Source organism: Lysinibacillus sp. FW301-JW8 (genome assembly GCF_058788755.1).
Map to the genome: position 1 here is coordinate 1 of NZ_JBYTBB010000067.1, position 13,438 is coordinate 13,438.

The following is a 13,438-nucleotide window of genomic DNA, read 5'->3' on the forward strand; positions in this document are numbered from 1 at the left end:
TTCATTTTCAAAATAAAGAATCACAACAAAAACGTTTAGCCACCTATTAGTATTTATTAAGTTTACTTGAAAGTTATATATTTGACCAAAACCCAAAGTATTGTTGCTCATTCAACGAGTTCAGAATACTTGTAATTATTATTATCAAAAACTACTCACATATTTTGTTTAAGTATGTCTTCTTTAACTACCTGCCCGTTTGTGGAATAAGAAAAAATTATCTGCCTTTGCACATTCAGCACAATAATGTAAATTGTCCTTTCGACAAATACCACCTGCTATAATGCTGAGCCTCGTATAAATGCCTGTCCATCCTGTAACACATCCCGCAAAATTCCCTGCTGCCGCGTTTTTGATAAAAACGAAGCATACATAGTATGGATAAATCGTGTGGTCAGCTAAAAGTGATTCCACCGAATACTGCGATCCTAGCCTTTCTGCTAAAACAGAAAAATAGCTACCAATCTCCGCACTCGGTATCACAGAACGACTGCCAAACAACTCTTCCAACGTATCTTTACAATCAAGATTCCCACTATAAAAATGGTAACGTGCAATGGCAGAATATAACCATTTGGATATGGGTTTGTGTAAAAGGATAGCATCAAAACACCTCTACATTCTTATCTTCTATTAGCTTTAAAAATCATAAATTCTACCATGTTGTATTGTTTTTTACATAAAATGTGAATTTACTGTATAATTTTCGATATACATAGTACAAATTATTTACTCGAAAAACATGATATATTCTATAAATTAAATTCAAAAATAAGTAAGGGGGAATTTTTATGCAAGATTATTTAGATGAATATAAACTAATGCATTTTAATTACTTTGTTGTTTTTAAAACAGATAAATTAGAAGAAGATTATTTACCTATAGTACCTAATCCACAAAAATTTAATTTTGAGACAATGCATCTATGGGACAATGATTTAAATATTATCCTACCTGCATTATGGTATATTCTACATTTACCTCGTATAGGTTATGATGTTTTAAATTTAGACATTGATGTGATTTTAAATGGTCATGACGAACCTCATAATATCATTCCAATACCATATGTGTTAAAAGGAACCAATATTAATGAATATATTAATAATAACTATGGTCACCCAACATTAATAATTTGTGAAGATGAATTATATGAAGATTTAATTGGTAGTATAGATGTTTCTAACAGTGTCTTAGGTATAGTAAAAATATCTGATATTTCTTCGAACTTACTTCAAATACACTGGACAAAATTAGCACAACATATTAATACTTCTATAAACAACATCGAGGTATGTGACGATTATTCTTTTATTAAATTAAGTACAAAATCAACTCAGGGGATTTTGCCCCTTATTCCTTTAGCTAATCAATTTGGATATTTAAAGGAACTTTTCGAAAATATAGATAATTATACAAATTTCAATACCATAAATTTAAATATGCATTATAGATTAATTTCAATGGCACAACAGATTTCAAAAATGGATGATCAAATTGCTAAAAGACTAATTAATCCTTTAAACGAAAACTTAAATTTTCAACCCTCACATTTAGTAATAACTATGCCAGGTATTGCAACAAAACAATCAAAATATTTTAACAGATCGTTAAATCTACCTTCTATTGAGAAAGACATCATTGAGTTCATAGGTTACCATAGAGCTATTGCTAAAAATGCACTATATATAAACCTCGACAAAGCACCTCAAGAATTATTCGACGAATTACTTCAATTAGAAGTACATTGCAAAGGTAATAACATTAGTAATAAATATATTTGGAGAACACTAAGACGAATAGGAAAAATAATTAACAACAAGTTAAAGAATAGTAGTGTGGATATTCTTACCGAAAGTTCTCAAATAACTATTTTTTCAGATTTTCCTATTGGATTAGCTATTCTACCCGGATGTTCTGCTCCTTTATGTTGTATCACACCAATTATCTATAGACCATTAACACCTTTAACTAAAGCTTTTCAATATGAAACAATTAAAGAAAATCAAATTTATTTTGGATTAACTTGTAAGATTTTAATTATTGAATGTATACATAAAGATGACCGCATCAGGAAATACTGCGATATTTTGGCGAATGACCTAGTTGAAATGATAAGTAAATCAACTAATATGGAAATTGTAGTTGTAGAAGTTTCTTCAATTAAAAAATTTAAAGAAGCTCTTCACCATCACGGTAACACAGATATACTACTTATTTCCGCCCACGGTCACTACGATATTACAAAAAACCTTGCCGGAATTGTAGTTGGCGATGAAGTTTGGATGGCAAATGATAATGATATTGCTATGCCTCCAGTAGTTCTTTTAAGTGCTTGTCATGTAACTCCAAGAGGAAGTGGTGCTGTTACAGTTGGAGATTTATTTATTCGTGCTGGTGCTGTCGCTGTTTTAGGCACTTTTATTCCCGTAGACGTGAATCGTAATGCTACCCTAATTACAAGACTATTTACTAATATAATAGAAGTACGCAGCGGATGGAGCCATATGCGTACATTAGATGAGGTCTGGTGTCATACAGTAAGTAGTAATGCTGTACATGAAATTCTTGCTTCAAATAATCGCGGATTTTCAAAGTTAGAAATATGGGCTAATACTAAAAATAGTTTAGGTTTGTTTCCTCTAAAAGAATTTAAACAACAGGCTAAATTAAGAAAAACTCATATTTATGAGGATAGTGAGAATGCATTAAGAAAATTAGCATATAGAGATAGGGTCGGTCCGTATTTTGACTCAGCCATAAACTCAAATGGATATTTTCCCGAATCTATTTTTTATCAAATTATAGGTCAACCAGAAAATATTTTCATACGAAACCTAATATTCGAAAATGCACTAAACCCTCCCAACGAGACATAAAAAACACCCCTTTGGCTAAATAATAACCAAAGGGGTAAAGCTTCGCATTTTTTTATAAACGTCGCAACTATATTTTAAACCTACAACACATGTTGCTTTGAAATAAAGTTTGATAAAATTGCTACTTATAATATGGATAAACAGACAAAAGAAAAAGCATGTTTTGAAAAAAAATTTGATCAAAATATGTGTTTTCTAAATTCAATTGAATCATCCTTTTATAAAAAAGTTTGATAATTTTTGTGAACCTTGCTCTATTAAAGCACCCGATTGTGGAAGATCATAAGCATATTTTTTGGTTTAACTAAAGCCCCCCATTACTTCAATAAGTACATACTTTTATTCAATAAAGGTAATAATACAATTAATTATGTAAAGACCTTAAAGAGGTGTATTTAGGAAAATGAAAAAGATATTACTCGTTTTTATACTCTCCCTTGCTCTAATTACATCTTTTCAAACAAGAACCGTTTCATTATCTGAACCCACTCAGGACTCTAATGAGCTTAGATTACAGGATATGCTCATGTTATTGCTTGCTCCTTATATTGAAAATGATTTGAATAGCTATTATTATCCGAAGATTTTAAAGGATTTTTCACCTCATGTTACTCCGTGGAAAATTGAATTGATTGAAACAAAAAGAAATCATTTTCGAGGATTTGATCTGCAAATTACTTTTGAAATTGAACCTACAGATGGCGGTCATAATATTTCAGTAGGAAAGGATCGAATGACCTATGAAATATCTGCTGGACCTGAGGTTAAATTGATAAATCACACTCACCTAGAGACGTATAAATATCCACCAGAATAATTTGTGGCTTTGACATAGAGTTTGATTAGAAAAACCTCACAAACCCATATTCCACAATAAATTAAAAGACTCCCTTCTGAAAAAAAAATTCATCAAAAGAGAGTATTATTAAGCAAATTTAAGATTGATTTCTATAAAAAAGTTTGGATTATTAAATTGAGTTATTATTTTTATGACAATTTATAGCTTCTTGTAAAAATTCTAGCTCCTTTTCGGTAAAAGGGTTTGGAAATGAAATTGGTTCTGTAAATGGCAACTTCTCTTTAATTGAATCTAGATTTCCTTTTGCAGTTTCATCCATTAGTTCTAGGAGTATTTCTATTGTTTCTTGAGCCTTTTTTGAAGAAGGTGTAACTTTAGTAAAAGATAATTGTTTAATTCTAGTCAGAACCCTACTCCATTTTTTGTCTAAATTAATTTCTTCCTGCTTATTAATATTCAATAGTGGATCATTAAAATCATTAGAAAAATTCTCCTTCAACCACTTCTCAGTATCTTCTGCAAACATTAATTTTTGAAGCATTGAGCAAAACACATCAATATTAATGATTTCCTCAGCTTCTGTTATTTTAATGAGATGAGTTAAATCAGATACAATGTTGGTAATCTCAATTTTTTTCGCTTCAAATAACTTCTTTTGATAAGTTAAAGATTTTATTAATATTTCACCTTCAACTGTTTGTTTTTCAAGTATAGTTTTAATATCTTTTAAAGGAAGGCCTAAAAACTGTAAAGATTTAATTTTTTGTAAAAGTGTTAAATCTTCCTTTGAATATAATCTATGTCCTCCATCTGTATAATCACTTGGTTTCAATAAGTCTATACTGTCATAATATCGAAGAGTTCGGATGCTAACACCAGACTTTTGTACAAATTCCCCTATAGTAAATATATCTTTATCCAACATTATCACCTCATTGAAAAGCTTTGTCGTTTAGATAATATAAGATATCTTTTATACCTTAAAATATCTTATAACTGGGTAAGAAAACTTTTTTCCCTTTAAAGTATAAATTGTGGCAATTAAAATTAATATGGTTTCCAGAATAATCAGTGAAAAAGATAGAATAGAAACCATATTTATTTTTTTAGATACAAAAGTTAATATTAATAAAATGGGAAAAAAAGTGAAATGAAGGTTCATCCCTTCTTTTGCATGATTGGCAAAATAATCATTCCTACCCTTCGATACCACATATACTAATATTGGTAAAATGAACGTTAACAAAAGTGAGAATAAATGCATTAAACTTGCTAGGACCCTGTTTAATAAACTTTCCATTTTCAATCGTCCTACCTCCAGTGCCATAAATTATTTAGTTACCGTTTTATTCGGTAACTAAATTCATCATAAAAGGTGACGCTACTAGAGATGCAAGTACAAATTTTTATTTAATTTAAAATTCCTTAGTTAACAGTTTCAGTAATATTATCTCTATATAGGAGTATCACTAATTGAGTTATCCTGCACCTATATTTTAAGTGAAAATTCTCGCATTCTCGCAATTACTTCACTCCATAACGATTTCCTTTAAATGTGTTACTCAAGAAAATGGCCCGTTTGTGCATCGTGACTTTATTTCAAATCTACATGTAAGCTATACCTTGTAAATTGCAATAATGAAAAAGAGGTTTACTTACTGTTGAGTAACAGTTAATAAACCTCTTTTTATTTTCACAACAAGGGATGGATCTATGTCAAGATACCGGACACATAAAAGTTAAGTTTTGTTTTGTGGCAACCACCATTTATGGAGTGTTCCACATCCCGTGTAGCCAGTCAAAGTGAAAAGAGCCTTTGACAGACTACACGGAATGTAGAGCGAGAAATCCATGGAGGTTGCGCCCAAAATAGGAAGGGGTAGATTGCTTGAATCCCACTGTTTTATGCCGTAGTTCGACATATTCTTTCGCATTCTTCGGGCGTTAGAAAGCCTATGGCACCATGAATGCGTTTGCGATTATACCAACCTTCAATATATTTAAATAGCGCGACTCTAGCTGTTTCATAATTTTCATAGCGCGTTCGATAGACTTCTTCTTTTTTCAATGTCGCATGAAAAGATTCGATACAGGCGTTATCGTATGGGCAACCTTTATGGCTGAACGACGGAATCATTTCGTGTTTTTTTAGTTTTTTTTGAAATGTTTCACTCGTATATTGCGTACCTAAATCGGTATGGATAATCAATCCTGGTGCTGGATTTTGTGCTTGTACAGCGTGATCCAATGCCTCAACGACCAAATCTACGGTCATTTTTCGTCCAAATTTATACCCTACAATTTTCTTCGAATGTAAATCAAGAACCGACGCCAGGTAGCACCATCCATCGTGGATCGTATGGATATACGTAATATCAGCTACCCATTTTTCATTAATCGTTGTTGTTTGGAAATCTTGTTCGAGTACGTTTTCACGTTCTTCCACGGGCTTTTGTGTTGGCGTCGGACGGTACTTTTTTGTGATGTTCGAGCGAATACCAGCTTTTTTCATAAGTCGCTGTACACGTTTAATACTAACTTTCACGCCTTCCTTGAGTAACTGTGCATGGATTTTTGGTGCACCATATCGTCCATCACTTTCTTTATGAATGGCACAAATACGCACCGTAATTGTTTGATTTTCAACTTCATAGACACTAGGTTTCTTGTGGAAAGACTGGTAATACGTACTTTTGGGTATCTTTAAAACGCGACACATTAGTTGAATAGGATAATGTTCGCTTTCGTTTTCAATATGGTCAATGAGTTCTTGTTCTGTTACTTTTTCGCGAATATGGTCATAGCCTTTTTTAAGATTTCAATCTCCTGCTTTAATCGAAGATTTTCTTTTTGGATCGAAGAAACTTCTGCTGCAGTTAATTCTTCTACACCTTCAATTGGGGAGTGTAACTTAATCCATTTATAAATAGTTACTTCAGAGACACCATATTCGCTAGACAGTTGACTGACCGATGTACCAGAGTGATAAAGCTCTACTACAGTTTGTTTAAATTCTTGATTGTATCGTTTTTGACTCATAAAAAAGACACGTCCTCTCTTGGTTATAATATTACTTACTTAACCAGAGTGTGTCCATGGCTCTATTCTACATTCAGGATTTCATTATTCCTTCGTATGTAGAAACTTTTTTATAAGGCTGCTTTCTAAAAGATTGCTGTTATTCAATGTAGTGTAGAAGATTCGCATCCCGAAATAAACAATCTTTATTATAAAAACCAAACTAGATAAATAAAGAACCAACTGTTTTGATCAAACTTTGTTTCAAAACAGTTGGTTTCTTTCTGTATAAAATCAGCGTTTGCAACTTATCTTTTATCGAACTTTATTCAAAAGCTACAACAAATCTTGATAAAACATCCATAATCAAACTCTATTCTAAGTAACAATTGAACAACTTAAAGTAAACATCCTAAACCTTAGTATTACTACATTCAAACTTGTTTAGCTAGAGTCTACTTATAATGAACATACTTATATTTTGTATAGAACTATATAATTATTTTTCTTCACTTTTTTTACCATCTTACATACTTTCGGTAGAATAGTGGTGGGAATACACTTTATTCCCAAATAAAATATTAAGCAAAGGGGAATTATTATTTATGACTGATTTTAGGCTTAGAATGAAGAAAAGTGTAGAAATTTTAGATATGAAGTTACAAGAAATTAATGATGCTAAAATGGCTATTGGGAGAAAAAAAGTTTGGAGCGATACAGAAAGATATAAGTTGAACATGGAAACATTAACTTGGATTATAAATACCGATTCATTACTTTTTAAAAATGATAAAGATTATGAAGAATGCAAGATTAATTTTCAGAAAAAAATAGAAAGCAATTTCAAACGGAGTTTAAAAAACATTCACTTACTTATATAAAAATGACAGAGAATGGCTTGAAGTCAATTTTCCTACACAACGTGATACCTTGCGCACACAAAAGCATTCAATTGTTACTGTAAATGATGCAAGATAAATTTGAAATTTAGAGAGAGGGATGTTACTTGAAAAGAAGCGTATTATATATTGAAGATAATGAGAAAATAGGCAGTTGGGTAAAAGAAGAATTGGAACAGCGAGGGTTTTCAGTTCAATGGCTGCTTTCAGGTGAAGGAGCCGAAAGAGAAGTAAATCAGCATGAATTAGTTATTTTGGATATCATGCTACCCGGGTTAGACGGATTTACTGTGGGAAAACGATTAAAGAAGGCAGCTCCTGCCGTTCCTATATTGCTGTTATCTGCTCGAACATCGATAGAAGATAAGGTAGATGGTTTAAAATTTGCTGATGACTATTTAACGAAACCCTTCCATACGGATGAATTAGTTGCAAGATTAGAAGTATTAATCCGTCGAAGTGGTGGAACACATTCCGAGCGCATTTCATTAGGAAATGATATTGAAGTAGATCCAGAAGTTCAAATGGTATACGACAAACGCACAGGTGAAGAAATTATATTAACAGGGAAACAACATCAAATATTAATGTACTTCTTACGCCATCCTAATCAGGTTTTACCCAAAGAACAAATCTATGAAGCCATTTGGCAAGAAGCTTATATTACTGGTGATAAAACAATAATGGTGCATATCCATCGATTGCGTCAAAAGTTGGAACTTCATCCAGATTCCCCAGGAATTATTGAAACGTTGAAGGGAATAGGCTATCGGGTGAAACTATGAAACAGAATAGATCATTATTTCGTCGTTTTCTAAAAGTGCATTTTCTATTTATCTTTTTTCCTCTTCTTGTGCTTATTTTCTTCACTTCGTTCGTTCCTGATAGCAATGAAAAAGAAATGAATATGTTAAATCTGTTTTACTTTACCGTACTTTTGTTTGGTTTTATTATTGTCGCATTTGTTGTAATATCTTGGCTGTTCTTCTTGAGACTTCGTAAACGTCTCACCCGCTTACAGGAAGTCATGTCATTTTCAGCTAATAATAATTCATTTCCTAAACCAATATCTGTTCAAACGGATCGTATGGATGAAATAGACCAGTTAGGAAGCTCTTTTAATTGGATGATTCAGCAGCTTGAAGACAGTCGCAAGCGAGAATATGAAGAGGAATTATTACGCCATCGACTCATTGCGAATTTATCTCACGACTTACGAACGCCACTTACCATTTTGAGAGGACATATCACCAGATTAAATAAAGAATCAATGAAATTTGAAGGGCAAGACTCATTAGCAGAGATGAACCATACGATTACAAGAGTCGGAGATCTAATGGATGATTTACTTTCCTATACATTGCTTACATCAGGGAAACATCCTTTTCATCCCACTTCAACAGATATTGTACGGTTAGTAAGAGCATCTGTCGCTGAGTGGTATCCTGCATTTGAAGAAAAAGAAATTCAGTTAGATGTTGATTTACCGATAGAGAAGACTTTTTATTGGGAAGCAGATCCTAGATGGATGACACGAGTTCTGGATAATTTATTTCAGAATATTCTTCGCCATGCAGCAGAGGGAAAATATACAAACATTGTGGTTGATGTAGAAAAAGAACTGATCATTGTTGCAGACAGAGGTCCAGGTATGGATAACTCTTCCTATGAGGGTGGGGCGGGGATTGGTTTATCGGCTTCAAATTATATGTTGAAAAAAATGAAGCTGAAAGCTGACTTTACATCAAATGAAAATGGTACAAGAGTAGCTATTGGTAGAGCTTAACCTAAAGTTAACCCAGAAGTAAACAGCAAGATAACCGAGATGTAACTTTGCTTTTTTATAATTAGAACCATAACAGAAAGGGAGTGTTGTGGTTGCTTACGATTAATAACTTAGTCAAACATCGCGGAACTCAAGAAATCTTATCAGGTATCAGTTTTAAAGCTAGACCAGGTAGAGTAACTGGTTTTTTAGGTCCGAATGGGGCAGGTAAAAGTTCTACACTTCGCATCCTGCTTGGATTAGATCGTGCCACCTCAGGGAGTGCACTAATTAATGGAAAGCCATTCGCAGAATTACATAATCCTCTAGCAACAGTAGGTGCCGCACTTGATGGATTTGGAGCTCATCGTATGCGAACAGGACGAGCACATTTGCGTTGGATCGCTCGTGCCTCAGGATTATCTCGCTCACGTGTTGAGGAAGTTCTGGAAATAGTAGGTCTTACGAATGTAGCTGGCAAAAGAATTGGAACTTATTCCCTAGGTATGGGGAGAAGACTTGGAATGGCAGCTGCACTACTTGGTGATCCAAAAATATTGGTTTTAGATGAACCTGTAAACGGGCTCGACCCAGAAGGAATTCGTTGGATTCGGACATTTTTACGTGAACGCGCTGAGTCTGGAAACACGGTGTTACTATCCAGTCATCTAATGGGAGAGCTTGAAGAGACTGTTGATGATGTGGTGATTATTAATCATGGAAAAATCGTTGCAAATGGAACATTGAAAGAAGTAATAGGTAATCATTCCACGCTGGAGGAAGCCTTTTTTGCCCTGACATCTGAAAATGCAGGTGATGTTGTATGAGAGCATTTAACGCGGAACTATCTAAATTGTTCTCCCTGCCGGGTATTTGGCTTGCCTTTCTTATTGGAGCATTTGCCCCAGCGGTCATTGCTGCCTTGGACAGTACAGCACAAAAAGAGGAGATTATAGCTGGAGTTAGCACACGTCTATCGGAAGTTGGCTATATTGGTTTAGGTCTTGGTGTGCAAGGTGTCATTATTCTTGGTGTGCTTGCTGTCAGCAGTGAGTATTTGACAGAGAGCAGTGAATCTGGTGGAGGGAATCAGATTACAACGAGTTTAACCGTTGTTTCATCCCGTGTCCACTTTTTGCTGGCAAAAGCAAGTGCAGTGACAGTGATCAGCATACTACTTTCCATTGTTGCTATTCTAACAACTGTGTCAGCAACAAATCTTATTCTTGATGAATACGCCCCTGCATTTGAAGCATCTAGACTGATCGGCGTGGTTTGTTACTGGACATTTACTGCTCTTTTAGCATTTGGGATTACGGTTCTAACTAAGAATGGAATTATCCCGCTTACTGTGCTCATGATAAATTCATCTGTTGTGACAGTCTCTTACCTCCTTACTAAGGTTACAAAATTAGCGTTTTACTTACCAGATAAGGCAGGCTTTGATATGTTTATGTTTACGAGCGACAGTTTTCACACTCCATTCACAGGTGGTTTAATCATGTTTGCTTGGGTAGCTGTTCTTTTCATTGTCGCAGCCATTGTATTCCATATGAGGGACGTTACATCATGAGTGTCTCTTCTAGTAGAAAGATAACACTAATCCTTGGTGCTGAACTGGAAAAATTAGTTACATTACCATTGGTATGGCTCACTCTTATGGGGACATTCATTCTAAATTTAGTTTTAGCAGCAGCTTTTACTTCTGCTGGTCTACAAGGGGCAGCAGGAACGCAAAGTATACTGAAAATAGGACTTGCTTCTATGGGATATCTTCAAGCAGGGTTCATTATTCTAGGTATCTTAGCTACTTGTTCTGAGTATACGGGTGGACAGATTCGAACTACTTTAACTACGATCCCTTGGCGAGGGTTTCAACTATCCACGAAGCATTTAGCTTTGGCAATTGTAACCATTCCTATGGCGTTTATTATTGCTTCATCAGGTGTACTATATGCTTTTATTATGATGAGAGACACAGCATTAGTGATTGAAATAGACGCTATGATAAAAACTTTAGTAGGTGCAACCGGCTATCTAACATTAACCACCCTTCTCAGTGCAGCTATAGGTGTTCTACTCAGACGAACCACTCCTGCTTTAGTGGTACTGCTTGGTCATTATTTTATTGTCAGTCCATTATTGAGAGATTTTTTACCCAGTATTAAAAATTATTTTCCGGATACGGCAGGATATTATATGTATATGCCGCCTTCCTCTGATGAAATAAATGTCCTTACACCAATGCAAGGGACAGGTGTTTCAATGTTATGGACACTGATCTTTATTACAGTAGCTATTGTATTTTACCGTAAACGAGATGCCTAAGTTTAGGTTTCATCATTTATATAAAATAAGGAAATTGATTTATAGCTACGGTATAATAAATTCGGTAAATATTCAAAAATAGGAAATAATTACATAAAAGGAGGTAGAAATGGAATCGCAATTAAGTGTTGAAAGTAAAGTGAAAAATAATGATGTAAAAGCAATAATAGGGTTTCTACTCATATTTTATTTGGTATGGACAATTAAAGAATTATGGTTAATTGACTACATTTATTCGTTCGGTAAAATAATCTCCCCATTATTAGAGGCGTTGGTTAAGGGGTTTGTATGGATTGTTCCAACTTGGTTATACATAAAATATTATTTACATACTAACCCATTTGACTACTTAAGAGTGAACGTTAATGTTAAAAGAGGTTTATTTTGGGGAGTAGTTCTTTCACTGTTAGTTGGCTTATATTTTGCATTTGAAACATATATTATTAATCAGCAATCATTTCAATTTTCATTATCCCTTGATGATTACCTTAATGGTTTTCTTATGGCAGGGCTAGCTGAAGAAATTGTTTTCAGGGGATTAATTTTACAAGAAATCAATAAAAAAATGGCTTTTTGGAAAGCAAATATTGTAACTGCTTTACTATTTTTGGTCATTCACTACCCAATTTGGATTTACAATGCTGGATTCTATGATTTCTTTATAGCTGGGACCCATATATATGTTTTTGCAATAGGTTTACTTTTTGGTTTTGTCTATAAAAAGACAGGTTCATTATGGTCGGTTGTGTTGTTGCACGCGTTGCATAATTTTTTTGTTACTATTATTTAGTTTTGTAGATTAACTCTGCCATTATGATTGAACAGTAACAATTTTAAAAAACAGCCATAATTTAAAAGTGCCTTCCTTTATACAATAGAGGAAGGCACTAGCTTTTTAAGCCTAAAATCAACTAATTTTATTTTTTATACCAGCCCTACATAAATTAGCTACTAACTTAAATATACTAGGGTACAATTGAGTTGTGTACACACATCACATGTAGCTTTTTAATAAAGTTTGATCAAAAACATCTCACAAACCAGCATTTTTCTATATATAAAAAGACTCCATTTTGAAAAAAATTTGATCAAAAAGGAGTCTTATATTGTAATACTAAGATTGATTTTTATAAAAAAGTTTGATTATTTTCTTCCTATGTTGTTCAACAATCTCGCCCGATGGTTGAACAGTAATTTACTCTATATAGTCAATTAACTTTGCTGGAACTTGCTCAAAAATATAAACTTCAGGGTTATTAAAAGGCTTATTATTTAAATAATCTTCGAGAGTGTTCATACTTGCCCAATAATTTTTCATTAAATCTTCCTTTGAAGATAATCCCTCAATAATGCGCCCTTTGCCACCATCATACATGTCCTCAATATAAGCAAATAAATCACTTGATATATCTCGGTTAAAAACTAAAATTTTATCACTAAACACTGGAAACCGATAGTGAGGACTTTCGTCGACTTCCAAATCTACTCCGAAAGCAACTTCAAAATCAATCCATTTTGGTAAATTTGCTGGTCTGAAACGCTCCGTTAAATCTGGAAATAAATTAGCACTCTTGGAATACCACTTGGTTGACGTCTTGTAATTTAATCCTTCCTTTAATACGATTTGGGGACTTATATTTTCGAAGATATCATTGTGAATAACCATATGATATAAAAACAAACGAGTTCCTCCTTTCCTTAAATAAAGGTTCCTAAAAAAATCCTCAATTAAACTACGCTCTAATTTGAT

The 13,438-nt window shown here is 33.5% G+C and carries 14 protein-coding genes; 9 read left to right on the plus strand and 5 right to left on the minus strand.

Going from position 1 to position 13,438, the window contains the following annotated elements:
• Window positions 1–183: 183 nt before the first annotated feature.
• Window positions 184–483, minus strand: coding sequence for a hypothetical protein (locus tag AC3WOM_RS21475; protein ID WP_492448269.1), 300 nt, complete (start codon window positions 481–483; stop codon window positions 184–186).
• 308 nt (window positions 484–791) lie between these two features.
• Between AC3WOM_RS21475 and AC3WOM_RS21480 the strand changes: the two genes are divergently transcribed.
• A complete protein-coding gene (locus tag AC3WOM_RS21480) occupies window positions 792–2,879 on the plus strand; it encodes a hypothetical protein (protein ID WP_492448270.1) in 2,088 nt (695 codons plus the stop codon).
• 403 nt (window positions 2,880–3,282) lie between these two features.
• A complete protein-coding gene (locus AC3WOM_RS21485; RefSeq protein ID WP_492448271.1) occupies window positions 3,283–3,696 on the plus strand; it encodes a DUF3888 domain-containing protein in 414 nt (137 codons plus the stop codon).
• A 151-nt stretch (window positions 3,697–3,847) separates the two neighbouring features.
• On the opposite strand, the gene AC3WOM_RS21490 is transcribed toward AC3WOM_RS21485, so the two are convergent.
• The 3 genes from AC3WOM_RS21490 to AC3WOM_RS21500 form a co-directional block, all read right to left on the minus strand.
• The gene (locus AC3WOM_RS21490; protein WP_492448272.1) at window positions 3,848–4,603 is read right to left on the minus strand and encodes a MerR family transcriptional regulator; all 756 of its coding nucleotides are present in this window, start codon (window positions 4,601–4,603) and stop codon (window positions 3,848–3,850) included.
• Window positions 4,604–4,651: 48 nt separating this feature from the next.
• Window positions 4,652–5,005, minus strand: coding sequence for a magnetosome magnetite crystal formation protein family (locus AC3WOM_RS21495; RefSeq protein WP_427552094.1), 354 nt, complete (start codon window positions 5,003–5,005; stop codon window positions 4,652–4,654).
• 576 nt (window positions 5,006–5,581) lie between these two features.
• Window positions 5,582–6,717 (minus strand): IS3 family transposase gene (locus tag AC3WOM_RS21500; RefSeq protein WP_492448274.1). Its coding sequence is split into 2 segments (ribosomal slippage): window positions 5,582–6,495 and window positions 6,495–6,717, totalling 1,137 coding nucleotides; the frame shifts between segments, so codons are not numbered across the junction.
• A gap of 584 nt (window positions 6,718–7,301) precedes the next feature.
• Here AC3WOM_RS21500 and AC3WOM_RS21505 point away from each other — a divergent pair.
• From AC3WOM_RS21505 to AC3WOM_RS21535, 7 genes are all read left to right on the plus strand, one after another.
• The gene (locus tag AC3WOM_RS21505) at window positions 7,302–7,577 is read left to right on the plus strand and encodes a hypothetical protein (RefSeq protein WP_427547574.1); all 276 of its coding nucleotides are present in this window, start codon (window positions 7,302–7,304) and stop codon (window positions 7,575–7,577) included.
• A 125-nt stretch (window positions 7,578–7,702) separates the two neighbouring features.
• Window positions 7,703–8,380: a response regulator transcription factor gene (locus AC3WOM_RS21510; RefSeq protein ID WP_492448275.1), complete on the plus strand. Its 678-nt coding sequence runs from the start codon at window positions 7,703–7,705 to the stop codon at window positions 8,378–8,380.
• Window positions 8,377–9,381: a sensor histidine kinase gene (locus tag AC3WOM_RS21515; RefSeq protein WP_492448276.1), complete on the plus strand. Its 1,005-nt coding sequence runs from the start codon at window positions 8,377–8,379 to the stop codon at window positions 9,379–9,381. Before AC3WOM_RS21510 ends, AC3WOM_RS21515 begins: the two co-directional genes overlap by 4 nt.
• Window positions 9,382–9,464: 83 nt before the next feature.
• Window positions 9,465–10,187, plus strand: coding sequence for an ABC transporter ATP-binding protein (locus tag AC3WOM_RS21520; protein ID WP_492448277.1), 723 nt, complete (start codon window positions 9,465–9,467; stop codon window positions 10,185–10,187).
• Window positions 10,184–10,933: an ABC transporter permease gene (locus AC3WOM_RS21525; RefSeq protein ID WP_492448278.1), complete on the plus strand. Its 750-nt coding sequence runs from the start codon at window positions 10,184–10,186 to the stop codon at window positions 10,931–10,933. The genes AC3WOM_RS21520 and AC3WOM_RS21525 overlap by 4 nt, the downstream gene beginning before the upstream one ends.
• Complete coding sequence (locus AC3WOM_RS21530) at window positions 10,930–11,688, plus strand: ABC transporter permease (RefSeq protein WP_492448279.1); 759 nt, start codon at window positions 10,930–10,932, stop codon at window positions 11,686–11,688. Before AC3WOM_RS21525 ends, AC3WOM_RS21530 begins: the two co-directional genes overlap by 4 nt.
• A gap of 109 nt (window positions 11,689–11,797) precedes the next feature.
• Window positions 11,798–12,478: a CPBP family intramembrane glutamic endopeptidase gene (locus AC3WOM_RS21535; protein WP_492448280.1), complete on the plus strand. Its 681-nt coding sequence runs from the start codon at window positions 11,798–11,800 to the stop codon at window positions 12,476–12,478.
• A 405-nt stretch (window positions 12,479–12,883) separates the two neighbouring features.
• Here AC3WOM_RS21535 and AC3WOM_RS21540 read toward each other — a convergent pair whose 3' ends face one another.
• On the minus strand, window positions 12,884–13,369 hold the full coding sequence (locus tag AC3WOM_RS21540) for a hypothetical protein (protein ID WP_427547588.1): 486 nt from the start codon (window positions 13,367–13,369) through the stop codon (window positions 12,884–12,886).
• Window positions 13,370–13,438: the final 69 nt, after the last annotated feature.